15 protein-coding genes are annotated in these 25,754 nt (G+C 62.5%); 12 read left to right on the forward strand and 3 right to left on the reverse strand.

What is annotated here, in order from left to right:
* Nucleotides 1-4: 4 nt before the first annotated feature.
* Complete coding sequence (locus EGN72_RS09980) at nt 5-754, reverse strand: WecB/TagA/CpsF family glycosyltransferase (protein WP_127047106.1); 750 nt, start codon at nt 752-754, stop codon at nt 5-7.
* Between the two features lie 326 nt (nt 755-1,080).
* Here EGN72_RS09980 and EGN72_RS09985 point away from each other — a divergent pair, with 326 nt between their 5' ends.
* The 5 genes from EGN72_RS09985 (at nt 1,081) to EGN72_RS10005 (ending at nt 15,376) form a co-directional block, all read left to right on the forward strand.
* Nucleotides 1,081-2,493, forward strand: a complete 1,413-nt coding sequence (locus EGN72_RS09985) for a hypothetical protein (RefSeq protein WP_127047108.1) — start codon at nt 1,081-1,083, stop codon at nt 2,491-2,493.
* Nucleotides 2,494-2,820: 327 nt separating this feature from the next.
* Nucleotides 2,821-9,174, forward strand: a complete 6,354-nt coding sequence (locus tag EGN72_RS09990) for a type I polyketide synthase (RefSeq protein WP_127047110.1) — start codon at nt 2,821-2,823, stop codon at nt 9,172-9,174.
* 4 nt (nt 9,175-9,178) lie between these two features.
* Nucleotides 9,179-10,180 (forward strand): glycosyltransferase family 2 protein, encoded by a 1,002-nt coding sequence (locus EGN72_RS09995; RefSeq protein ID WP_127047112.1) that lies wholly within the window; start codon nt 9,179-9,181, stop codon nt 10,178-10,180.
* 1 nt (nt 10,181) lies between these two features.
* Nucleotides 10,182-14,732: a MupA/Atu3671 family FMN-dependent luciferase-like monooxygenase gene (locus EGN72_RS10000; RefSeq protein ID WP_127047114.1), complete on the forward strand. Its 4,551-nt coding sequence runs from the start codon at nt 10,182-10,184 to the stop codon at nt 14,730-14,732.
* Nucleotides 14,732-15,376: a 4'-phosphopantetheinyl transferase superfamily protein gene (locus EGN72_RS10005; RefSeq protein WP_233587101.1), complete on the forward strand. Its 645-nt coding sequence runs from the start codon at nt 14,732-14,734 to the stop codon at nt 15,374-15,376. Before EGN72_RS10000 ends, EGN72_RS10005 begins: the two co-directional genes overlap by 1 nt.
* A 110-nt stretch (nt 15,377-15,486) precedes the next feature.
* Here the strand turns inward: EGN72_RS10005 and EGN72_RS10010 are convergent, their stop codons facing one another.
* Together EGN72_RS10010 and EGN72_RS10015 are read right to left on the reverse strand one after the other, a co-directional pair.
* Nucleotides 15,487-16,197: a response regulator transcription factor gene (locus EGN72_RS10010; RefSeq protein ID WP_127047116.1), complete on the reverse strand. Its 711-nt coding sequence runs from the start codon at nt 16,195-16,197 to the stop codon at nt 15,487-15,489.
* Nucleotides 16,194-18,152, reverse strand: a complete 1,959-nt coding sequence (locus tag EGN72_RS10015; RefSeq protein WP_233587102.1) for a PAS-domain containing protein — start codon at nt 18,150-18,152, stop codon at nt 16,194-16,196. Before EGN72_RS10015 ends, EGN72_RS10010 begins: the two co-directional genes overlap by 4 nt.
* A gap of 202 nt (nt 18,153-18,354) precedes the next feature.
* Between EGN72_RS10015 and EGN72_RS10020 the strand changes: the two genes are divergently transcribed.
* The 7 genes from EGN72_RS10020 to EGN72_RS10050 all read left to right on the forward strand — a co-directional run bounded on the left by EGN72_RS10020 (nt 18,355) and on the right by EGN72_RS10050 (nt 25,747).
* Nucleotides 18,355-20,319, forward strand: coding sequence for a long-chain fatty acid--CoA ligase (locus EGN72_RS10020; protein WP_127047118.1), 1,965 nt, complete (start codon nt 18,355-18,357; stop codon nt 20,317-20,319).
* Entirely contained in the window at nt 20,316-21,140 is an 825-nt protein-coding gene (locus tag EGN72_RS10025; RefSeq protein WP_127047120.1) for an ABC transporter ATP-binding protein, read from the forward strand. The genes EGN72_RS10020 and EGN72_RS10025 overlap by 4 nt, the downstream gene beginning before the upstream one ends.
* Nucleotides 21,141-21,176: 36 nt before the next feature.
* Entirely contained in the window at nt 21,177-22,163 is a 987-nt protein-coding gene (locus EGN72_RS10030; protein ID WP_199743730.1) for a branched-chain amino acid ABC transporter permease, read from the forward strand.
* Between the two features lies 1 nt (nt 22,164).
* The gene (locus tag EGN72_RS10035) at nt 22,165-22,443 is read left to right on the forward strand and encodes a hypothetical protein (RefSeq protein ID WP_127047124.1); all 279 of its coding nucleotides are present in this window, start codon (nt 22,165-22,167) and stop codon (nt 22,441-22,443) included.
* The gene (locus EGN72_RS10040) at nt 22,443-23,519 is read left to right on the forward strand and encodes a branched-chain amino acid ABC transporter permease (RefSeq protein ID WP_127047126.1); all 1,077 of its coding nucleotides are present in this window, start codon (nt 22,443-22,445) and stop codon (nt 23,517-23,519) included. The genes EGN72_RS10035 and EGN72_RS10040 overlap by 1 nt, the downstream gene beginning before the upstream one ends.
* Nucleotides 23,520-23,568: 49 nt before the next feature.
* A complete protein-coding gene (locus tag EGN72_RS10045; RefSeq protein ID WP_127047128.1) occupies nt 23,569-24,852 on the forward strand; it encodes an ABC transporter substrate-binding protein in 1,284 nt (427 codons plus the stop codon).
* 70 nt (nt 24,853-24,922) lie between these two features.
* Entirely contained in the window at nt 24,923-25,747 is an 825-nt protein-coding gene (locus EGN72_RS10050; protein ID WP_127047130.1) for an ABC transporter ATP-binding protein, read from the forward strand.
* Nucleotides 25,748-25,754: the final 7 nt, after the last annotated feature.

Here is a 25,754-nt window from a genome sequence, read left to right on the forward strand (position 1 = left end):
GCGCCTAACCGCGCAGCCGCCACGCCCGCAGCGCCTGAACCGGCAGAATCGCGGCGCAGGCCAGATAGCGCGGCACCATCCGCTTGGGGCTTTGCAACGCCCGCCACAGCCATTCCAGCGCAAAGCGGCGGGCCCAATCCGGCGCGCGTTTCTGGTGGCCGGACAGAAAATCCACCCCCGCCCCGACCGAGGCAAACCCCGCCGAAGGCGCAAGCCTGCGGCCAAAAGCGGCGAAGATTTCCTGTTTTGGCGCCCCCAACGCAATCAGGCAAAGGCAAGGCCCGACCGCCGCAATCCGGCCCAGCATCTCTTGCGCGGCAGGGCCTGCCGGATCAAAGCCGAACGGGGGGGCGATGCACAGCGGCACCTCTACCCCCGGCACCCGCTCGCGCAGGGTCTGCGCCGCCCCGGTCAGCGCCTCTGTCGTGCTGCCAAACAGCACCACGGGCCGCCCGCCTTGCGCCGCCGCTTGCACCAAGGGCAGCACAAGATCAGACCCCGGCACCAGCGAGACAGGTTGCCCGGCCAATCGCGACAGCCAGACAATCGGGTTACCATCGGCCACCACCATATCCTGCTGCGCATAGGCCGCCCGAAACGCCGGCGCATCGCGCAGCTTCACCAGATGGTCAAGGTTGATCGTGGCCAGCGCAAACCCGGTTCCGGCCCCCAGCCGCGCCCTGACTTCGGCCAGAACCGAAGCGGCATCCGGGTGGGTAATTTCAATCTCGGTTTCGGCAAAAGCGAATTTCACAATCCGGGTCCAATCACTACGCGCGATCCGGGCCTAGCATGAAATTGGCCCCTGCGCGATGGGCCAAACTGCTGCTGGGGCGGTGGCGGGCTGGCAACACTCTGTTTCCGGTTTGCAGGGTTTTGCGGGGGCTGGGGCAGAAATTCCCTGAATTTGGGCCAAAACGGGGGCGGGGCGGCGTGCTGGGCGGCCTGGTGGGCGGTGTGCTGCGGCAACAGATGGCCTGCCACGGCCACGGGCTTGATGGTCTGGCGGGGCGAATGTGGTAAGCTGTGCCAAAGCCGCCGCAGACCCGGCGCGCATGACCAAAGGACTGACCCAAGGCGATGCCCAACGCCCTTGCCTATCTGATGCTGCTTGTCTGGCCCTTCATCGCGACGGGCCTGTTCCGGCATTTGCCGCGCGAAAAGGCGTTGGTCTGGTCGATCCTTGCCGCCTATATGCTGCTGCCCCCCTTGGCGAATTTCAACCTTCCGGCGGTGCCGGATATGGACAAGTTCACCATCGCCAACCTTTGCGCATTGGCACTGACGATCTGGGTGCTGGACGAAAAGATCAGCTTTTTGCCAAAGGGCATCATCGGGCGGGCCTTGATCGTGATCTATATCATCAGCCCTTTCGCCACCGCGATGACCAACCCGGACCCGATCCCGATTGTGGTCAAGGACGTTCCGGCCCTGCGCCTTTATGACAGTGCGGCGACGATAAGCTATCAGTTCATCGCGCTGATCCCTTTCTTTCTGGCCCGCCATTTGCTGCGGACCGAGGCCGGGATGCGGGCGATCATCGGCGCGCTGGTTGCGGCGGGGTTGATCTATTCCCTCCCGATGCTGCTGGAGGCGCGTCTGTCGCCGCAGATCAATATCTGGGTCTATGGCTTCTTTCAGCATGACTTTTCGCAAAGCATGCGCGGCGGGGGGTTCCGCCCGATGGTGTTTATGCCACACGGGCTTTGGGTGGCCTTCTTTGCGCTGATGACGGCGATGTCGGCGCTGATCCTGCTGCGGCTTTCCACGCCCGAGGAACGGCCCCGCCGATTGCTGGTGTTCGTCTACCTCGGCTTTGTTCTGTATATGTGCAAAAGCGTCGGGCCTTTGGTCTATGCGGCGGGGCTGATCCCGGTGATCATGCTGTTGGGGCGGCGCTGGCAGTTGCTTCTGGCAGCGGTGCTGGGGGTGATCGTCATCACCTATCCGCTGTTGCGCGGCGCGCATCTGGTGCCGTTGGACGCCATTCTGGATTATGCGCTGTCCGTCAGCCCGGAACGGCACCAATCGTTGAATTTCCGCGTGATGAACGAAGAGGAACTGCTGGCCCGCGCCATGGAAAAGCCGTGGTTCGGCTGGGGCGGCTATGGCCGTAACCTGATCCTTGATCCGGTGGATGGCCGTATTCTGACCATCCCGGACGGGCAGTGGATCATCGTTTTGGGCACCTATGGCTGGCTGGGCTATATCGCCGAATTCGGCTTGCTGATCATGCCTTTGGTCTTGTTGGGGCGCGAGGCGCTGTTGCAACGCTCGGCCGCTTTTTCACCCTTTGGCTGCACCATCGCGCTGATCTATGCGGCCAACCTTGCCGACCTGTTGCCCAATGCCACGCTGATCCCCTTTACATGGCTGATGGCGGGCACGCTGCTGGGCTATGCCGAGGATCTGGCAGCGCAGCGCCGCGCCGATGCGCATGCCAGATGGAAGGCAGGTTTGGCCAGTGCTTCGGGCCCCCGCACCGTCTTGTAACTGCGGTTGGGTTAACGACGATTCGGCGCAAACCCCTTAAAAATGCCTGATCCATTGTTTCCAAACCCACACCAAACCCCGCGACATTTTCGCCAGACGAGGTGAAATCCCATCGGCTTTGCCATGTTTCGGCGGGTAAAAGGGCGGGAATGTGGCGGGAATGTGGCATTGTCGCCCCTGCTTCACAGATCGCGCACCCGCGCCGTGATGGGTGTTAAAGCAACGCTGTTTGCGGTATTTTTAATCCAACAGAATAAGTGTTTTAGCTGGTCTCGCTTTTGAAGGCCTTTGTGATTCAGTGACGCGAAAGGCCTTGAGGCGACAGGAATGAATGATGTGGCGAACCAAACGGGTCTAGGCGACAACGATATCGCAATCGTTGGCATGGCGGCGCATTTGCCGGGTGCGGCGACTGTTGCCGAATATTGGGCCAATCTGGCCGCTGGGGTGGAAAGCATCCGCCAGTTGACGCAGGACGAGCTGTTGGCCGCTGGCGAAAGCCCGGCCCGGATGCGGCATCGCAACTATGTGCCCGCTGCCGCCCCGTTGGATAAATTCGACCATTTCGATGCCGAGTTCTTTGGCTTTTCGCCGAAAGAGGCCGCGATCCTTGATCCGCAGCACCGCCAGTTTCTTGAAGTGGCATGGGAGGCGCTGGAAGATGCAGGCCACCCGCCGGAAAACTTCCCCGGCACCATTGGCGTTTATGGGGGCTGCGGCATGGGCAGCTATTTCTATTTCAACCTGTGTTCAAACCCCGATCTGGTGGAAAACACCGGCATGTTCCTGTTGCGCCATACCGGAAATGACAAGGATTTCCTGTCCACCCGCGTCAGCCATATCTTCAACCTGACAGGCCCCAGCATCAACGTGCAGACCGCCTGTTCCACTTCGCTGGTGGCGGTTCACTATGCCGCACAGGCGCTGCTGACGGGCGAATGTGATATGGCCCTGGCAGGTGGCGTGACGATTGAGCTGCCGCAGGGCCGGGGTTACATCTTCAACGACGGGGAAATTCTGTCACCCGATGGGCATTGCCACGCCTTTGACGCCTCGGCGCAAGGCACGGTGTTCGGCTCGGGGGCAGGGGTGGTGGTGCTGCGCCGCGCGGCGGATGCCATCCGCGATGGCGATCATATCTGGGCGATCATCAAAGGTTCGGCGGTCAATAATGACGGCTCTGCCAAGGCCGGATATCTCGCGCCGTCTGTCGACGGGCAGGCCCGCGCGATTGCCGAGGCGCAGGCGATTGCAGGCGTAACCGCCGACACGATTGATTATGTCGAATGCCACGGCACCGGCACTTTCCTTGGCGACCCGATCGAGGTGGCCGCGCTGACCGAAGCCTTTGCCGAAACCACCGATGAAACCGGCTTTTGCCGCATCGGTTCGGTGAAAACCAATATCGGGCATCTGGATACGGCGGCGGGCGTGGCCAGCCTGATCAAGGCCAGCCTTGCGCTGCACCATGGGCAAATGCCGCCCAGCCTGAACTATACCACACCGAACCCGGCGATTGATTTTGAAACCTCGCCCTTCCGCGTGAATGACCGGCTGACGGACTGGACGCGCCGCAAAGGCCCGCGCCGTGCAGGTGTAAACTCGCTTGGCGTCGGCGGCACCAATGCCCATGCCGTGCTGGAGGAAGCCCCCGCGCGCGGCCCTTCGGGGCAAAGTGATTGGCCGTTTCAGCTGCTGGTGATCTCGGCTAAGTCCAAATCCGCACTCGACGCGCAGGCGCGCGCGCTTGCCGCCCATCTGCGCGCCCATCCCGAACAGCCGCTGGCCGATGTGGCTTGGACCTTGAAAGAAGGCCGCCGCGCGTTTGAGCGGCGCCGCGTGATCGTCGCCGAAACCCATGCCCAAGCCGCCGATCTGCTGGAAGGGGCCGACCCCCGCCGGATCTGGACGCATGAGCCGCTGGACGCGCCCGAGGTGGTGTTCATGTTCCCCGGTGGCGGCGCGCAATATGCCGGCATGGCGCGCGATCTGTATCAGACCGAACCGGAATTCGCCGATTGGATGGATCGTGGTTTGGACATTCTGCAACCCAAGCTGGATTACGACATCCGCGCGCTATGGCTGCCCGAACCGGGGCAGGAAGCGGCGGCGAATGAGGCGTTGAAAAAGCCATCGGTGCAATTGCCGCTGATCATGATCACGGAATACGCGCTGGCCAGGCTTTACCAAAGCTGGGGGGTGGAGCCTGCCGCGTTGGTCGGCCATTCCATGGGCGAAAACACCGCCGCCTGCCTTGCAGGGGTGCTGAGTTTCGAAGATTGCATCGGCTTGGTGCATCTGCGTGGCAGCTTGTTTGATACCATCGCACCGGGGGGCATGCTGTCCATCCCGCTGGATGAGGGTGAGGTGCGCCCCCTGCTGACCGCGGAGCTTGATATGGCATCGGTCAACGCGCCGGGGCTGTGCGTGGTGTCTGGCCCTGATGCGGATTTGCAGGCGCTGGCCGAAACCTTGGCCGCGCGGGATGTGGAAACCCAGCGCATCGCGATTGATATCGCTGCCCATTCGCGGATGCTGGAACCGATTTTGGCCCGCTTTGGTGATTACCTGCGGTCGATCCCGCTGCACGCGCCGCAATTGCCCATCATCTCGAACCGCACGGGCAAGGCCTTGACGACAGAGGAAGCGACAAGCCCCGAGTATTGGGTCGCCCATCTGCGCAACACGGTGAAATTCGCCGCCTGTCTGGAAACGCTGAAAGCCCCGAACCGGGTGTTCATGGAAATGGGGCCGGGGCGGGCGATGTCATCCTTGGCGCAGGCCAATGGCGTGCCTGCGGGGCAGGTGATCCCGGCGCTGCGCCACCCGGAACAGGCGATCCCCGACGATCAATGGCATATCGCCACCATCGGGCGGCTTTGGGCCTGCGGTGTGGCCGCCGATTGGGCCCCGATCTGGGGTGATGCCGCGCGTCACCGGGTGCCGCTGCCCAGCTATGCGTTTCAGCGCAAGCAATATTACATCGAACCGGGCCAAGCCGCCGCCACCCAGCCCGACCTGCCAATGCGGGTGGATGATCTGGCGCAATGGGGCTGGCAACCCGTCTGGCGGCCCCGCGCCGCCGAGACGGAAGTGGATATAGAGGCCGGGCTGGATGGCACCGCGCCGCAAACATGGCTGATGTTCATGGATGACGCGGGTCTGGCCGAGGCCACAGCCGCCCCGCTGCGTGCCGCAGGGCACAACGTTATTCCCGTGCGCCCCGGCGATGCCTTCCGCGCCGATGGCAAAGGCGGCTATCAGCTTTCGCCTGAACGCGGGCGCGAAGGCTATGACCAACTGCTGCGCGATCTGGTAGCGAAGGGTCAAAGCCCCGACCGTATCGCGCATTTCTGGCTGGTCACAGCAGGCGAAAGCTTCCGTCCCGGTTCCAGCTTTTTCCACCGCAACATCGAACAGGGTTTCTATTCCCTGATGTTCTTGGGGCAGGCCCTGGCCGAGGAAAACCTTGCCACGCCGCCGCATATCACCGTTGTGACCAGCGGTGCCGCGCAGGTGCGGGCTGAGGCGCTGCCCTATCCCGAAAAAGCCACCATCGCAGGCCCGGCCAAAGTGATCCCGCGCGAAGTGCCGGGGGTGACTTGTGCGACCTTGGATGTGGTGCTGCCACAGGTGCGGCGCGGCAAACCGGACCTTGCGCCTTTGGCGGCCCAAGTGCTGGAGGATTTGTTCGCCGCCCCCGCCAATACCGCCGCCGCGCTGCGCGGCACCAAACGGCTGGAACGGGGCGTGAAACAGGTGGCGCTGCCCGAAACGCCGGTGGATACGCCCGAAGGGGCCACCATCCTGCTGACGGGTGGTTTTGGTGGCATTGGCCTGACACTGGCCGAGGCGTATATCACCAGCCACGCTGCCAAAATCGCGCTGATCGCCCGCCGCCCCTTGCCTGCGCGCGCCAAATGGGCGGCGCATCTGGCCGCGCACAGCCCGGCGGATGCCACCAGCCGCCGTATCCTTGCGCTGCAACGCTTGGAATCCTTGGGCGGTCAGGTGTTTGTCGTCACCGCCGATGTGACCAATGCCACCGAAATGGCAGAGGCGGTCGCGCAGGTGAAAGCTACGCTTGGCCCGATCCATACGGTGATCCATGCCGCCGGCGTGATTGATGATGGCCCGCTGCTGTCCAAATCCCCCGCCGCGGTAGAGGAGGTGTTTGCCCCCAAGCTGCACGGCACCAAGGTTCTGGCCGATCTGTTCCCCGATGGCAGTATTGAACGGCTGGTGCTGTTTTCCTCCACCTCCACCATCACCGGGCCTGCGGGGCAGGTGGATTATGTGGCGGCGAATGAATACCTGAACGCCTTCGCCCAAAGCCGCCGGGGGGGCAAAACCCATGTCACCGCGCTGAACTGGGGCATCTGGGCCGATGTTGGCATGGCAGCCGAAGTTTTGGCTGACCGCACGGGCCAACGCCCCGCCGCGCCGCGCGTGGCGATAGATGCGCCAATGCTGGACGAGGCGGGCTTTGACGCCGCAGGCAACCGCCAGTTCACCGCCACTTATGGGCTGGATCGTTGGGTTCTGGATGGTCATCGCACCAAATCGGGCCACGCGCTGATCCCCGGCACCGGCTATCTGGAGATGATGGCCGAGGCGATGCAGCATGAAGGCGTGCAGGGGTTTGAGATGCGCGACCTCTATTTCTTCCGCCCGCTTGATGTGCCCGAAATCCGCGCCACGCTGACCCGTACCGACGAAGGCTACGGGTTTGAGCTGCGCTCTGCCGTGGACAGCCGGGGCCGCAAGGGGTGGCAGTTGAACGCGCAGGCGCGGCTGATCCCGATGGCGGCAGAGGCCCCGCAGATCGACCTTGCAGCAATTGCCGCGCGCTGTGCCGCGCCGGAAACCGGGCAGGGCCTGCCCTCGCCGCAAGAGGCGCATCTGAATTTCGGGCCGCGCTGGCGGGTGCTGAACACCCGCGCTTACGGGCAGGGCGAAGGCTTGGCACAATTGGCGCTGCCGCCGCAGTTCCAAGCCGAGGCACAGGATTGGCGGCTGCATCCGGCCTTGATGGACCTTGCAACCGGTTGGGCCATGGGCCTGATTTCCGGTTATCAGCCGACCCATCTTTGGGTGCCGATGTCCTATGCGCGGATGCGGGTGCATGCGCCGCTTGGGGCAAGCATCACCTCTTGGGTGCGCAACGCCGCCCCGAACCGCGCCAGTGATCCGACAGCGGTGTTTGATATCACGCTGGCCGATGCCACCGGCAAGGTTTGCGTGGAAATCGAAGGCTTTACCATCCGCAGGCTAGAGGGCGCGCTGGCCTTCACCGCGCCGGATGCGCGCGACCTGGCCTTTGACGATGACGGCCCGAAACAGCTTTCCGCCGCCGAGGAACGCTTTGCCCATAGCCTGTCGCAAGGTATCCGCCCCGCCGAAGGGGCCGCGGCCTTTGCCCGCGCGCTTGGCCTTGAGGCGCCGCAGGTGATCGTGTCGTCGCTGCCCTTGCCCGATCTGATCGCGCAGGCCAATCAGGCCGACCCGAAACCCAACAGCGGCCAAAGCTTTGCCCGCCCCGATCTGGACAGCGATTATATCGCCCCGCGCAATGATATTGAGCGGGTGCTGACCGGGTTCTGGCAAGACCTGTTGGGCGTGGGCCAAGTGGGGGTAGAGGATGACTTTTTCGCGCTGGGCGGCCATTCGCTGATCGCCGTGCGTCTGTTCGCGATGGTGCGCAAAACCTACCGCGTCGATTTCCCGATCTCGGTTCTGTTTGAGGCCCCGACGATTGCCGCCTGCGCCGCCCTGATCGAAGAGCGCCTCGGCCCGCAAGACAGCGCTGTGGCGGCCCCGAAGGTGCCAAAACGCCGCTTTACCCATCTGGTCGCGATGCATGAACGCGAAGGCGGGCCGAAAACGCCGTTCTTCCTTGTGGCAGGCATGTTCGGCAATGTGCTGAACCTGCGGCATCTGGCCCAGCTTATCGGGGGCGACCGGCCTTTCTATGGCTTGCAGGCGCGCGGGCTCTATGGCGACGCGCCGCCCCATACCACCATCCCCGAAGCGGCAGCGGATTACATCGCCGAATTGCGGCAGGTGCAGCCGCATGGCCCCTATCTTCTGGGCGGCTTTTCGGGGGGTGGCCTGACCGCGTGGGAAATGGCAAAGCAGTTGGAAAAGGCGGGGGAGGAGGTTTCCTTGCTGGTGCTGCTGGATACGCCCTTGCCGCTGCGGCCCAGCCTGTCGCGTCTGGACAAGGCCCATATCAAACTGGCCGAAATACGCGCCAAAGGGCCGCGCTATCTGGTTGATTGGGCCCGCGCACGCTGGGAGTGGGAGCGGAGCAAGCACAACGCCCCCGCCACGGATGCCGAAGGGGCCTTCCACAATGCCGCGATTGAGGCTGCGTTCCGCGCCGCTTTGCCGCTGTATCCGCTGCCGCTTCATACCGGGCGCACGGCGCTGTTCCGGCCGCCGCTGGATCTGCGCTGGCAGGTCAGCAATGGCAAATGGGTCAGCAGTGCCAAGGAATATGTGTTCCCCGACAATGATCTGACCCGTTTCGCCCCCGCGCTGGAGGTGATCGAGGTGCCGGGCGACCATGACAGCATGGTGCTGGAACCCAATGTGCGCGTCTTGGCCGGGGCCTTGCGCAAAGTCATCGCCGAGGCAGAGCCGGACACCCGCCCCGCCCTTGCGACAGCGGCGGAGTAGGCGCATGAAAACCCTTCTCACCGTGATCCTGAACTGGCGCACCGCCGCCATGACCCTGCAATCGGCCGAAGCCGCCTTGCGGGAAATGGCGGGCATCCCCGGCGCGCTGACCATCGTGGATAATGACAGCGGCGACGGCTCGTATGAAACGCTTTGCGCCGAAGTGGCCGCGCGCGGCTGGGACAAGGGCGAAACCCCTGTGCGGGTGATCCAGTCCGGGCGCAATGGCGGCTTTGGTGCGGGCAATAATGTGGGGATACGGGCGGGCCTGCCGGATGGCGCGCGGCCCGATTACGTCTATATCCTGAACTCGGACGCCTTTCCCGACCCCGGCGCCATCCGCGCGCTGCGCGACCATCTGAACGCCCACCCCGCCACGGGGTTTGCGGGCAGCTTCATCCACGGCGATGATGGTGCGCCGCACCGCACCGCCTTCCGCTTTCCCTCGGTTCTGGGGGAGTTTGAAGCCTCCATCCGCTTTGGCCCCATCAGCCGCTTGCTGGCCCGTCATATCGTCGCCCAGCCCATTCCACAGGCCACGACCCGCGTGGATTGGCTGGCCGGGGCCAGCTTGATGATGCGGCAGGATGTGTTGGATGAAATCGGCCTCTTTGATGAAACGTTCTTTCTGTATTTTGAAGAAACCGAGCTGTGCCACCGCGCCGCAGCGGCGGGCTATCCCACCGATTATGTGCGCGAAAGTGAAGTGACGCATATCGGTTCGGTTTCCACCGGTATGAAAACCTGGGCGCGGATGCCGGGCTATTGGTTCGACAGCCGGCTGCATTATTTCACCAAGGTGCATGGCCCGGCCTATGCCGCGCTTGCCACAATCGCGCTTGTGTTCGGGTCTATGCTCTGGCGTGCGCGCTTGTTGATCCAGCGCAAGGACAGGGGCGACCCGCCGCGCTTTCTTCGCGATCTGATCGTGCATTATGTCCGCAGCGTGTCTGGCCGCGGCCCGCAACATAAAGTGACCCCCGCGCCGCAGCGGGAAGGAGTGTAAGATGTCCAACGCCCTGATTATCGGCAATGAATCCCTGACCATCCAATGCGCCGAGGCGCTGCTGGCGCGCGGCCACAGCATTGCGGCGTTGGTCACGCGGAATGCGGATGTGCGGGCATGGGGGCAGGGCAAGGGCCTGCGGGTGGAGGCGCAGGACCAAGGGCTGGCCGACCGTTTGGCCGGGCTGCGGGTGGATTGGGTGCTGTCCATCGCCAACCTCAATGTGATCCCGGCAGAGGTGCTGTCACTGGCCGATCAGGCGGTGAACTTCCATGATGGCCCGCTGCCGCGCTATGCGGGTCTGAACGCCCCGATCTGGGCCATACTGAACGGTGAGGCGCAGCACGGTATCACCTGGCACCGCATGGTGGCGGGTGTGGATGAAGGGGCCATTCTGGAACAGCGCCTGTTTGATATCGCGCCGACCGAGACGGCGCTGACGCTGAACACCAAATGCTTTGAAGCCGCGATTGACAGTTTCCCCGCCGTTCTGACAGCGCTGGAAACCAACGCACCGGGGGTGGCACAAGACCTGTCGCTGCGCAGCGAATATCGCCGCGCAGACCGTCCCGCCGCCGCCGCGCGGTTGGATTTCACCCAAAGTGCCGAACAGGGGGCCGCCTTGGTGCGGGGCTTGGATCATGGCAGCTATGCCAACCCGCTCGCCCTGCCCAAGATCGAGGTTGAAGGCCGTATCCTGCTGGTCACAGAGGCCGAAATCCTGCGCGATGCCAATGGCGTGCCGGGTGCTGTGCTGGAGACGACAGAGGCCGGGCTGGTCGTGGCCTGTGCCAGCGGTGCGCTGCGTCTGGCTGGGTTGCAGGCGCTGGATGGCGCGGCGGTTTGCCCGAAATCGCTTGGGGCCACGCATCTGCCCAGCCCCGGCGGGCAGGGCCAAGCGATCAGTGCTGCCATCGCCGCCGCGGCCCCCGTGGAAGGCGCGATGCGCCGGGCCTTGGCCGCGCTTACCCCGCTTGACCTGTTGGAAACGCCGACAGGCGCTGACCCGGATTGGCACAGCCTACCGCTGCCACATAGCGCCAGCCCCTTTGCCCATGCCTTGGGCGTGGCACGCGCCTTGGGGCAGCCATCGGTTGATCTGGCGGTGAAATCGCCGCAGCAATCGCCCTATCTTTCGGGCTGGTCGCCGCTGCATCTGGCAGCGGATGCCACGCTGGCCAAGGCGCAAGAGCAATTCACCGCCGCATGGGCCAAAGCCGAAACCGCGCCCGGTTTCGCCATTGACCTGCCGCGCCGCGACCCGGCTTTGGCAGGCTTGCGCACGCCTGCGATCGGGTTGTCCACCACTGGCCCGGTGACGGGCACCGCGATCACCCTGACCGCAGACGCCTTGCATTTTGACGCCGCCCGCATCACCGCAACCGATGCCGCCGCCTTTGTCGCGCGGCTGGCAACGCTTGCCAAAGCCCTCGCCACCGCCGACCCGCAAAGCACCTGCGCCGCTTTGCCCATCCTGCCTGCGGCAGAGCGTGACCTGATCCTGAACCAATGGAACGCGACCGCTAAAGACTATGACCGCGCGCTGACCGTGCATCAGGCCTTTGAAGCGCAGGTCGCCAAAACCCCGGACGCCCCCGCCGTGGTGTTTGAAGGCAAGGCCCTGACCTATGCGCAACTGAACACCCGCGCCAACCGCGCCGCCCATGTGCTGATGGGCATGGGGGTGGCGCCCGGCACGCTGGTCGGCCTTTGCGCCACCCGCTCGCTTGACCTTTTGATCGGCGCCTTGGCGATCTTCAAGGCAGGCGGCGCTTACGTCCCGATGGACCCGGCCTATCCGGCCGACCGGATCGCCCTGTTCATCGAAGACAGCGCCGCCCCGGTGATCGTGACCCAAAGCGCGTTGGCCGATGGCCTGCCCACGGGCAGCGCCCAAACCCTGTGCATTGATACAGACCCGCGCATTGCCCAAGCGCCGGACACCAACCCCGACAGCGGCGTCACCAGCGCCGATCTGGCCTATATGATCTATACCTCCGGCTCTACCGGGCGGCCCAAGGGCGTGATGGTCGAACATCGCAATGTCGCCAATTTCTTTGCGGGCATGGATGACCGGATCGACCATTCCGCAGGCGCAGTCTGGCTGGCTGTTACCTCGCTGTCCTTCGACATTTCGGTGCTGGAACTGTTCTGGACCTTGGCGCGCGGCTTCAAGCTGGTGCTGTCTTCGGATGAAAACCGGGCGCTGGTATCCTCGGGCACCATTACCTCTGACAAGGGGATGGAATTTTCGATCTATTACTGGGGCAATGACGATGGCGCAGGCCCCAAGAAATACGAAATGCTGCTGGAAGGCGCGAAATTCGCCGATGCCCATGGCTTCTGCGCGGTCTGGACGCCCGAGCGCCACTTCCACGCCTTTGGTGGCCCCTATCCGAACCCGTCTGTGACGGGTGCTGCCGTGGCGGCCGTGACGAAAAACATTGGCGTGCGGGCAGGCTCCTGCGTGGCCCCCTTGCACCATCCGGCCCGTATCGCCGAAGAATGGGCAGTGATCGACAACCTGACCAACGGGCGCGCGGGCCTTGCGATTGCCAGCGGCTGGCACCCCGATGATTTCGTGCTGCGCCCGGAAAACACACCACCCAACAACCGCGATGCGATGTTCCAATCCATCGATCAGGTGCGCCGCCTGTGGCGCGGCGAAACGGTTGATTTCCCCACTGCCAAGGGCGGCAGCTTTGGCGTGGCCACGCAACCGCGCCCGGTGTCGCGCGAATTGCCGATCTGGGTCACCACCGCCGGCAATCCCGCCACATGGCGCGAAGCCGGCGAGATTGGCGCGAATGTGCTGACGCACCTGCTGGGCCAATCGGTCGAAGAGGTGGGCGACAAGATCAAGATTTACCACGAGGCTTTGCGCAAGGCAGGCCATGACCCGGCGCATTTCACCGTCACCTTGATGCTGCACACCTATATCGCGCGGGACCGAGAGCTTTCGCGCGAAATAGCCCGGGAACCGATGAAAAACTACCTGCGCTCGGCGGCAGGGCTGATCAAGCAATACGCATGGGCCTTTCCGGCGTTCAAGAAACCGGCAGGGGTGGAAAACCCCATGCAGATTGATCTGCAATCCCTCTCGGATGAAGAGAATGAGGCCATCCTCGATTTCGCCTTCAAGCGGTATTTCGAAGACTCCGGCCTGTTCGGCACGGTCGAGGATTGCTTGGCCCGTGTCGAAAGCCTGAAGCGCATTGGCGTGACCGAGGTGGCCTGCCTGATCGACTATGGCATCGCGACCGAAACGGTGATGGAAGGGCTTTACCCGCTGGCCGAGGTGCTGCGCCGCTCCAACCAATCCGGGCCAGAGGCGCATGATTTCTCCATCGCGGCGCAACTGATCCGGCACAAGGTCACGCATCTGCAATGCACACCCTCGATGGCACGGATGATCGCGATGAACGATGACAGCCGCGCCGCGCTGGCCGGGGTGAAAACCCTGATGCTGGGCGGCGAGGCGCTGCCCTCCGCCCTTGTCGAAGACCTGAACAAAGCGACCACGGCGCGCATTGAAAACATGTATGGCCCCACGGAAACGACGATCTGGTCCACCACCGAAACCGCAACAGCGGGGCAGGGTGTGGTGAACATCGGCACCCCCATCGCCAATACGCAGGTCTATGTGCTCGATGAGGCGCTGGCCCCCGTGCCCTTGGGCGTGGCAGGCGAACTCTGGATTGGCGGCGATGGCGTGACGCGCGGCTATTGGCAGCGCGATGACCTGACGGCGGACCGCTTCCGCGACAACCCCTTCCATCCGGGCCGCATGTATCGCACCGGCGATCTGGTGCGCTGGCGGCCCGATGGTCGGCTCGATTTCCTTGGCCGCGCCGATCATCAGGTCAAACTGCGCGGCTACCGGATCGAGTTGGGCGAGATTGAAACCGTGCTGGAGGCGCAACCCGGCGTCGCGCAAGCCGTCGTCTTGGCGCGCGAAGATAGCCCCGGCGATCTGCGCCTTGTCGCCTATCTGCGCGGCACTGCCGCCGAGGCCAGTTTGCGCCCGGCGCTGGAGGCCGCCTTGCCCGCCCATATGGTCCCGCAGCATTTCGTGACAGTTGCGGCGTTCCCCCTGACCCCCAACCGCAAAGTGGACCGCAAGGCGCTGCCCGCGCCCACCTCGGTCAAGGCACCGCAAGTGGAATCCTATGTCGCTCCAAAAGGCGTGGCCGAGGCGCTGGCGGTGGTCTGGTCGCGCGTTTTGGGCGTGCCGAAAGTTGGGGCCAAGGATAACTTCTTCGCGCTGGGCGGTCATTCCTTGCTGGCGGTGCAGGCGCATCGCGAAATCCGGGCAGAACTGGGGGCCGCGAAACTCTCGATCACCGACATTTTCCGCTTCCCGGTGCTCGAGGCGCTCGCCGCCCATATCGAGAAATCGGGCGGCACGGCACTCGCCGCCCCTGCAACCGCAACCGCGACCTCAACCGCGACAACTGCACCCGCCACCAATGCTGGGAATGACCGTGCCGAGGCCCGCGCGGATGCCATGGCCCGCCGCCGCGCCATGCGGGCCGGGCGCGCGGCAAGCTAGTGACCAACCTCCCGGCCCTGCTTGCCGCCGCCCGCCGCCTTGCCCCGGCGGGCATCGCTTGGGCGGTGGCAGACCCAACCGCACCCGCGCCGCCCCTTTGGCCGGGGGAAGACATCGGCAAAGCCGTTCCTGCCCGCGCCATGGAATTCGCCGCAGGCCGCGCCGCCGCCCGCGAAGCCCTTGCTGCCTTGGGCGCGCCCCTTGCCGCCATCCCGCACGGCCCCGACCGCGCGCCGGTCTGGCCGCAGGGCATCAGCGGCAGCCTGACCCATAGCGCCAGCGCCTGCCTTGCCGCTGTCACCCCTGTGCCACGCTTGATCGGCATCGACCTAGAGCCTAACACCCCACTCGCACCCGACCTGTGGGAAACCGTGCTGCTGCCCGCCGAACAGGCGAACCTTCTGTCCAGCCCCAGCCCCGGCCTGCTGGCCAAACACATTTTTTCCGCCAAGGAAGCCGCCTATAAGGCGCAATACCAACGCTCCCAAACCCTGTTTGATTTCCACGCGCTGGAAGTCACCTTTCGTGAAACCACCTTCACCGCCGGCTTCACCCAATCAGTGCCGGGCTTTGCCAAAGATGCGCAGCTTCACGGGCATATCTGCGAGGCCCAAGGCCATATCCTCGCCCTCGCCATCGCCTGATCCGGCACCGCTTTCTTTTCGGCACAAATATCCTCGGGGGTGTCGCTTTGCGCAGCAAGGCGACTTCGGGGGCAGACAGCCCCCGCGCCCGGCACGGGCACAGCACTGGCCTATTCCCAGATGACATCGCCCAAAAAGATATAGCCCGCACCATAGATCGTCTTGATCAGCAACGGGTTTTTCGGGTCCTCGCCCAGCTTGGTGCGCAAGCGGCTGATGCGCACATCCATCGCCCGGTCAAAACTGTCCCCCGCAGCACCCCCAAGGCTCGTTTGCATCTGTGCCCGCGAAATCAGCCGCTTGGGCGCGTCCAGAAACAGGCGCAAGACCTCACCCTCGGCATGGGAAAACGGCACCTCATGGCCTGCCTCATCCACCAATAGATAGCGGTCGAAAAGCGCGGTCCAGCCATTGAATCGCGCCACCTGTGCCTGACGTTCCGCCCCGCTGCGGCCCTTGCGCAGCCGTGCGCGCACCCGGGCCACCACTTCGGCCGGATCAAAGGGCTTGATGATGTAGTCATCGGCCCCAAGCTCCAGCCCCGTCACCCGGTCCTGCACCTGCGCGCGACCCGAAATGATGATGATAGCCGCCCCGGACTCCAGCGCCAGGCGATGCACCACCGCCAGCCCATCGCGGTCCGGCAGCCCCAGATCAACCAGACACACATCCGGCGTCACCCGGTTCAGCGCCGCTTCAAACTCTGTCGCCCGCGCAAAGGCCGCACAGCGAAAGCCCGCCTCCTCCAGCGCGTCCTGCAACATGCGGCGGATTTCCGGCTCATCATCCAGAATGGCGATCAGGGGGGGCTTTACACTCATGTTTGTCCACGCATCAAAAAGGCCGCAAGCTGGCTTGCGTCAAAGGGTTTGGCCAACAGGGGAAATCGCGCCTCCCCCCGCAAGCGCAGCGGCGCCGAGGCAGGCAGCGAGGTCATCAGAAACCCACGCAGCGGCGGATGGCTTGTCGCCAGTTTTTCCAGCATTTCGACCCCGTTCATTTGGCCCGGCAAGGAAATATCGCTCAGCACGATCTCAACCCCCGGCAGCGTGGCAAGGCTCAGCCCTTCATCGGTGCTGGCGGCCTCGATCACCGAATGGCCCAGACCGCGCAGCATTTCGCGCACGTTTTCGCGGATGTCGGGATTGTCCTCGACCAGCAGCACCATCTTTGGCGTGGCATCCGGGGTCGCCCGGCGCAAGGGCAGGCGCAGCGTCACCCGCCCGCCGCCTGCATCACGATTGGCCAGCCGCACCGTGCCACCCGCAAGCGTCACCTGATCATAAACCATCGCCAGCCCAAGGCCGGACCCTTCGCCGCCTTTGGTGGTGAAAAACGGGTCCAACCCATGCGCCAGTGCTTCTTCGCTAAAGCCGGGGCCATCATCTTCGACCACAATCTCCAGCCAGGTGTCGCGCAGGTTGCGCGCGGTCAGGGTAATCTTGCCGGGCCGAGCGCCCCCGGCTTGGCCCACCATCGCATCGCGGGCATTCAGGATCAGGTTGACCAGCGCATCCTGCAACATGCCCGCATCCAGCCGCAATGGCGCCTCCAGCCCTTCGCGCTGCATCCATAGCTGGATGTGATCGGGCAAGATCGGTTCTGACAGCGCCGCCAGATCGGCCAGAAACTGCGGCATCGCGGTGACGACCGGTTTCAATTCGCGCTTGCCCGAAATCCCGGCGATCCGGTCCAGCAACGTGCCGCCCCGCCGCGCGGCGGCAAGGGTGGCGGCCACCAGACCTTGCGCGCCTTCGGGCAGGGCCAGCCGTTCCAGCCGCCCTTGCAGGCCCAGAATGATGGTCAGAAGATTGGCGAAATCATGCGCCAGCCCGCTGGTCAGTTGTGCTGCCAACTCCCGCTTGCGGGTTTGCATCAGTGCTGACCGCGCCTGCACCTCCTCGGTCACATCCATTGACAAGATGTAAACACCGTTGATCGGCCCGCCATCGGTCTGATCGGGGGTAAAGGCCGCCCGGATGCGCCGCCCGCTTTCATCATCGGCAAATTCGAAAACCGAGGCTTCGCCCTCCAGTGCGCGATGCAGATAGGCCGCGATTTTCTCAAAGGTGGCTGCACCCAGCGCCTCGCGCCCGGTCAGGCCCAGAATGCTTTGCGGCCGCCCCGGACCGGGCATCACCGAAGACAGCCTGCGGTTGGAATAGGTGTAGCGCAGATCGCGGCCCACATGGGCGATATGGGCGGGCATCATTTCGGTGGTCAGGCGGGTGCGGGCCTCCATCTCGGTCAATTCGCGCTTGGTTTCTTCCAGCGCGGCATTGGTCGCGGCAAGCTGTCGGTTGGCTTGGCTCAGCCGTTCGGCATTGGCCAGAACCTGCTCTGACAACTCCTCGGACCGGGCGCGCAACAGCCCCTCTTGCAGCTTGATTTCGGTGATATCGGTGTAAACCGTGACCCAACCACCTTGGGCCAGCGGCGCGCCTTCCACCGAAATCCAGCGCCCGCCGGGGCGCATCCGTTCCATGTAATGCGGCTGAAAGGCGCGGGCGGCCTCTACCCGTGCGGCCACGGCGGCCTCTACATCCTCTACCGTGCCATATTCGCCGCGCGCCACCAGAAACCGTATCGTATCTTCGAAGGCCGCACCGGGTTCAGACAGTTCCGGCGGCAAGCTGAACATTTCCGAAAAGCGGCGATTGCAGACGGCCAGCCGCAAATCGCTGTCATAGATCGACAGCGCCTGCTGAATAAGGTTCAGCCCGGCGGCAGTCATGGCGGCGGTCATCGCGGGGCGGGCGTCTTGGGTCGGGGCCATCTGCGTCTCCTCGCTGTCTTGGCTATCACCCATGGGGCGGCGGTGAAAAGGCGCAATCGGGGCCTGTTACAATTCGAAAGAATTGCGAAAAAGTCACGCAAGCATTGCCAACCACCACTAAGGTCAGAACCAACGCGGCGACAACAGAATCGCCGGGATGGGAAATGACCGGGCCAAGATGGCCTCGATCGGGGAGGATCGAATGACAGTATCAGAGGCGCCCTCCGGCCCGGCCTCCATCCCTGCGCTGCTGGCGCGCAATGTGGCCAATCATGGCGACAAACCAGCATATCGCGAAAAAGAATTCGGCATCTGGCAAACCTGGACCTGGGCGCAGGCCGCGGATGAGATCAACGCCATGGCGATGGGCTTTCTGGCCTTGGGGCTGGCGCCCGGCGACCATGTGGCCATCATCGGCCGCAACCGCCCGCAGCTTTACTGGTCGATGGTGGCCGCCCAGATGTGCGGGGCCATTCCGGTGCCGCTGTATCAAGACGCGGTGTCCGAAGAGATGGCCTATGTGCTGGACCATTGCGGCAGCCGGTTCGTGGTCTGCGGCGATCAGGAACAGGTCGACAAGATCCTCGAAATCGAAGGCAAGGTGCCGCATATCGAGCAGGTGATCTATGTCGACAAGCGCGGGATGCGGAAATACGACCATTCCCGCATGAACGCGATGGCGGATGTGGTGGCCGAAGGCCGCGCGGGCCATCACCGGTTTGAGGCAGAGCTGGCAAAGCGCACCGCCGCGCTGGATTACAATTCGACCTGCGTGATGCTTTATACATCAGGCACGACAGGCAAGCCGAAAGGCGTGGTGCTGTCGAACCGCAACATCATCGAAACCTCCAAGAATTCGTCAGAATTCGACCATCTGCGCCCGGGGGAGGAGGTTCTGGCCTATCTGCCGATGGCATGGGTTGGCGATTTCATCTTTTCCATCGGGCAGGCGATGTGGACAGGCTTTTGCGTGAATTGCCCCGAAAGCCCGACCACGATGATGACCGACCTGCGCGAGATCGGGCCAACCTATTACTTCGCCCCGCCGCGCGTGTTTGAAGGCCAGTTGACCAATGTGATGATCCGCATGGAGGATGCGGGCCGTTTCAAGAAATGGCTGTTTGATAAATACATGGCCGTGGCCCGCCGCGTTGGCCCCGATATTCTGGATGGCAAACCCGTGTCGGGTGCCGACCGGTTCTCCTATTGGCTGGGCAATATCCTTGTTTATGGCCCGCTGAAAAACACCCTCGGCTTTTCCCGCGTCCGCGTCGGCTATACCGCCGGTGAGGCAATCGGCCCCGAGATTTTCAGCTTTTACCGCTCGCTCGGGATTAACCTGAAACAGCTTTACGGCCAGACAGAGGCATCGGTGTTCATCACCCAGCAGCCCGATGGGCAGGTGCGGGCGGATACCGTGGGCGTGCCAAGCCCGGGGGTAGAGGTGAAGATTGCCGACAATGGCGAGGTGTTCTACCGCAGCCCCGGCACCTTCGAATCCTACTACAAGAACCCCGAAAGCACGGCGTCCACCAAAGATGCCGAAGGCTGGGTTGCCACAGGCGATGCCGGTTTCTTTGAGGAAGGCACCGGCCATCTGCGCATCATCGACCGCGCCAAGGATGTCGGCAAAATGGCCGATGGCAGCTTGTTCGCCCCGAAATATGTCGAGAACAAGCTGAAATTCTATCCTGCCATTCTGGAGGCCGTGGTGTTTGGCGCCAGCCGTGATTTCTGCACCGCCTTCATCAACATCGACCTGACAGCGGTAGGCAATTGGGCAGAACGCAACAACATCGCCTATTCCAGCTATCAGGAATTGTCGCAGCACCCGCGCGTGCTGGAAATGATCCGCGGCCATGTGGCCGAGGTGAACCAATCCGTTGCCGCCGACCCGATGCTGGCAGGCTGCCAGATTCACCGCTTCCTGATCCTGCACAAGGAGTTGGATGCCGATGACGGCGAGATGACCCGCACCCGCAAGGTTCGCCGCAAGGTGATCGAAGAGAAATTCGCCGACCTGATCGCGGCGCTCTATGGTGGCAAATCCGAAATCTATACCGAAACCGAAGTCACCTATGAGGATGGTCGCAAAGGCGCGATCAAGGCAACGCTGACGCTGGCCGATGCCGCCGTGGCACCCGCGCAAAGGATGGCCGCAGAATGACTGTGCAAGTAACCGAAGGCTATACCACCGCAGACGGCCGCCAGATCGGCGGCGTGATGATGGAGATGAAAAACATCACCCTGCGTTTCGGCGGTGTGGCGGCGATTACCAATATCTCTTTCGATATCCGCGAAGGTGAGATCCGCGCGATCATCGGCCCGAATGGCGCGGGCAAATCCTCGATGCTCAACGTCATTTCCGGTTTCTATGTGCCGCAGGAAGGCGAGGTCTGGTTCCGAGGGGCCAAGCGCCCGCCGATGAAACCCTATCAGGTGGCAACCCAAGGCATTGCCCGCACCTTCCAGAACATCGCCTTGTTCGAAGGCATGTCGGTGCTGGACAATATCATGACAGGTCGCCTCACGCAGATGAAATCCAGCTTGCTGTCGCAGGCGGTCTGGTGGGGCCGCGCACAGGCCGAAGAAACCGCGCACCGCGAAAAGGTCGAGAAGATCATCGACTTTCTGGAAATCCAGCATATCCGCAAAACGCCCGTGGGTCGTTTGCCCTATGGGTTGAAAAAGCGGGTGGAACTGGCCCGCGCGCTGGCGGCGGAACCAAAGCTTTTGCTGCTGGATGAACCCATGGCCGGCATGAACGTCGAGGAAAAAGAGGATATGTCCCGCTTCATACTCGATGTGAACGATGAATTTGGCACCACCATCGCCCTGATCGAGCATGACATGGGCGTGGTGATGGACCTGTCTGACCGCGTGGTCGTGATGGATTACGGCAAGAAAATCGGTGACGGCACCCCCGATGAGGTGCGCAACAACCAAGCCGTGATTGATGCTTATCTGGGGGTCAGCCATGATGAATAACGCACCCGCAACCGGTTTCACCAAGGGGATGCTTTGATGCCAGATACCTTCTTTTACGCCGCCGAGGTGATGCTGAACGGGCTGATGGCCGGGGTAATGTATTCCCTTGTCGCCCTTGGCTTTGTGCTGATCTTCAAGGCATCGGGCATTTTCAACTATGCCCAAGGCGTGCTGGCGCTGTTTGCTGCGCTGACGTTGGTGGGGTTGCAGGAAGGGCAAATACCCTTTGCCCATATCATCAACGCCATATTCGGCACCGACCTGCACCATTTCGGCTGGACGCTGCCCGCGGTGGTCGCCATTGCGCTGACGGCTTTGGTGATGGTTGGCATCGCGATTGTCATCGAACGCTATATCCTTAAACATCTGGTCAATCAGGAACCGATCATCCTGTTCATGGCCACCATCGGCCTTGCCTATTTCCTTGAAGGTCTGGGTGATGTGATGTGGGGTTCGGATATCAAGAAGCTGGACGTAGGTCTGCCGCAAGGCATTTCCGACACGATCGAGGAAGTGACCTATAACTGGTTCGGCTATGGATTCTTTATCGACAAGCTGGATATCGTTGCGGCCCTTGTTGCGGCGGCGCTGGTGATCGCGCTGACGCTGTTTTCCCAATATACCAAATATGGCCGCGCGCTGCGGGCGGTAGCCGATGACCATCAGGCCGCCCTGTCCGTTGGCATCAGCCTGCGGTTTATCTGGGTGCTGGTCTGGTCTATCGCGGGCTTTGTGGCGCTGGTCGCAGGCATCATGTGGGGCTCCAAATCCGGGGTGCAGTTCTCGCTCTCGCTGATCGCGCTCAAGGCGCTGCCGGTGCTGATGCTGGGCGGCTTTACCTCTATCCCCGGAGCGATTGTCGGAGGCTTGATCATCGGCATGGGCGAAAAGCTGTTTGAATTCGCCATCGGCCCGATGATCGGCGGCGCGACTGAAAACTGGTTCGCCTATGTGCTGGCGCTTTTGTTCCTCGTCTTTCGGCCACAGGGCCTGTTTGGCGAAAAAATCATCGAAAGGGTCTGACATGGCGGCATCCCCCGTTCAAAAGATCATCGCAGTCACGAATGTGGTCGCATGGGCCGGGTTCTGGGCCTTTGGCTACCTCGCGCTGTCCGCCGATTGGACCAATACCGCCCAAACCGTCACCGCCCTGATCTTGGCGGCACTGGGCGGTGGCTTGGGGCTTTGGGCCTATCTGCGGCTGGTGCGCTATAGCGAGGAAAGCGGTTACGCCCCGGCCCCAAAACGCGCCGACCGGTCGCATCTTGAGGCGGAATTTCAAGCGTCAGAAGGGAATGGCTAATGTTTTACCGTGAAGCCGGTGATTTCAAGACCACCTATAGCGAAGACAGCCAAACCTTTCCGATCAAGTTTGATCGCATCCGCTATTATGCCGTGCTGGCGGTGGCCTTTGGTGTCATCCCGTTTTTCATCAATGACTACTGGGCCAATGCGGTCTTTGTGCCCTTCCTGATCTATTCCATCGCTGCCATCGGCTTGAACATTCTGGTCGGCTATTGCGGGCAAGTCAGCCTTGGCACGGGCGGGTTCATGGCTGTGGGGGCCTATGCGGTCTACAAGCTGATGACCGCGTTCCCCGAGGTGTCCATTCTGATCCATGTGCTGCTGGCGGGTGGCATCACGGCGCTGGTCGGCGTGCTGTTCGGCCTGCCCAGCCTGCGGATCAAAGGGTTCTATCTGGCGGTGGCCACGCTGGCGGCGCAGTTCTTTCTGGTCTGGCTGTTCAACAAGGTGCCGTGGTTTTACAACTACTCCGCCTCCGGCCAGATTTCCGCGCCGGAACGCGATATCCTTGGCATCATCATCACCGGTCCCAACACCACAGCCTCGGCCAAATACCTGTTCTGCGCGGTCATTCTGTTGGCGCTGGCATGGCTGGCCCGCAACCTGACGCGGGGCGCTGTGGGCCGCAAATGGATGGCGATCCGCGACATGGATATCGCCGCCGAGATCATCGGGGTGAACCCGCTGGCGGCCAAACTCTCGGCCTTTGCCATCTCCAGCTTCTTTATCGGCGTGGCCGGGGCGCTGTTCTTTGCGGTCTATCTGGGGGCCGCAGAGGTGGGCGAAAGCTTTGGCATCCAGAAATCCTTTCTGATCCTGTTCATGGTCATCATCGGGGGGCTTGGCTCGATCTTTGGCAGCCTTGCGGGCGCGGCGTTTCTGGTGCTGCTGCCGGTGTTCCTCAAGAACGTCTTGGTTGGCATGCTGGGCTGGCCGACCGACCTTGCCGCCCATATCGAACTGATGATCATCGGTGGGCTTATCATCACATTCCTGATCGCCGAACCGCATGGCATTGCCCAGCTTTGGCGCTTGGCGAAAGAGAAACTACGCCTCTGGCCCTTCCCGCATTAGGGCCTTGGCACATCAACAAGACAATCAATCTTTGGGAGGAGACTTGAAAATGAAAATGAAATTCACCGCTTTGGTTGCAGCCGCCATGATGGCCGCAGCCCCGGCAATGGCCGATCTGGTCGTGCCCAGCCTGTCGTATCGCACAGGCCCCTATGCCCCGGGTGGCATTCCCTATGCTGACGGCTTTCAGGACTATTTCACCCTGCTGAACGAGCGTGACGGCGGCATCGGCGGCGAAAAGGTCGTCGTGCCGGAATGCGAAACCGCCTATAACACCGAAAAAGGCGTGGAATGCTATGAGGCGACCAAGGGTCAGGGCGCGCTGGTTTACAACCCCTTGTCCACCGGCATCACCTATCAGCTGATCCCCAAGGTCACGGCTGATGGCATCGCGCTGTATACCCCCGGCTATGGCCGCACCTCGGCGTCCAACGGCAAGGTGTTTTCCAATGTGTTCAACTATCCGGCGAACTATTGGACGGCGGCTTCTGTGGCGATCAAATATCTGCTGGATGAAAACGGCGGCGACCTGAAGGGCAAGAAAATCGCGCTGGTCTACCACAACTCGGCCTATGGCAAGGAACCGATCCGCACGCTGGAAGAACTGGCCAAGAAGCACGGGTTTGAGCTGAGCCTGCTGCCCGTCGACCACCCCGGCCAGGAACAGAAATCGCAATGGCTGCAAATCCGTCGCGAAAAGCCGGATAACGTCATCATGTATGGCTGGGGCGTGATGAACGCCGTGGCGATTCAGGAAGCGGTCAACATCAAATACCCGATGGACCAGTTCATCGGCATCTGGTGGTCGGGCGCAGAACATGACGTGCTGCCCGCAGGTGATGGCGCGAATGGCTACAAGGCGCTGACGATGCACGGCACCGGGATGGATTACCCCGTCTATGCCGACCTGAAGAAATATGTCGCTGATGCGGGCAAAGGTGCTGGCGCAGGCGATCAGGTTGGCACCGTGCTGTATTCGCGCGGCATGTATGCAGCCATGGTCATCGCCGAGGCGCTGCGCACCGCGCAAGGCATTGCAGGTACATCGGCCATCAACGCACAGCAGGCACTGGCTGGTTTCGAAAACCTTGAAATCACCGAGGCCCGCATGGCCGAACTTGGTCTGCCGGACTTTGGCCAAGCCTTCAAATCCACCTGCGAAGATCACGGCGGCCCCGGCATGGCCCGCTTGCAGCAGTGGGATGCCGCCGCGAAGAAGTGGAACCTGATCACCGGCTGGATTGAGCCGGACATGGACGTGATCAAGCCGCTTATCATGGAGGATTCCGAAGCTTTCGCCAAGGAAAACAACATCACCGCACGCTGCAACTAAGCGCGCAACCCTTCGGCCGCTGCACCCGTGGCGGCCGGAGATTCCGAATATTTTTGCAAAGATGAAGCCCATGCTGGACGCACCCCAAACGCCGGAAACGCTGCTTGAAGTCAACAATATCGAGGTGATTTATAACCACGTCATCCTCGTGTTGAAGGGTGTCAGCCTGACCGTGCCGAAAGGCCGGATCACCGCCCTTTTGGGGGGCAATGGCGCGGGCAAGACCACCACGCTCAAGGCGATTTCCAACCTGCTGCATTCCGAACGCGGCGAGGTGACGAAGGGCTCCATCTCTTTCAGCGGCCAGAATATCGCCAACCGTGACCCCGCCGAAATGGTGCGCAACGGCGTCATTCAGGTGATGGAAGGCCGCCACTGCTTTGAGCATCTGACGGTTGAGGAAAACTTGCTGACGGGCGCCTATACCCGCACGCAAGGGGCAGGGGCGATCAGCGCCGATCTGGAGATGGTGTATAACTACTTCCCACGCCTGCGCGAACGCCGCAAATCGCAGGCTGGCTATACCTCGGGCGGGGAGCAGCAGATGTGCGCCATCGGTCGCGCATTGATGAGCCGCCCGTCGATGATCTTGCTGGATGAGCCGTCGATGGGCCTTGCGCCGCAACTCGTCGAACAGATTTTTGAGATTGTGAAAGCCGTGAATGAAAACGAAGGCGTGACCTTCCTTCTGGCGGAACAGAATACCAACGTTGCCCTGCGCTATGCCCATACCGGTTACATTCTGGAATCGGGCCGCGTGGTGATGGAAGGCACCGCGCAAGAATTGCGCGAAAACCCGGATGTGAAAGAGTTTTACCTCGGCATGTCCGACAAGGGCCGCAAAAGCTTTCGGGATGTCCGCAGCTATCGCCGCCGCAAGCGGTGGCTGGCATGAAGGATTT

Source organism: Pseudorhodobacter sp. E13, assembly GCF_003991405.1.
Taxonomy (GTDB): Bacteria; Pseudomonadota; Alphaproteobacteria; order Rhodobacterales; family Rhodobacteraceae; genus Pseudorhodobacter.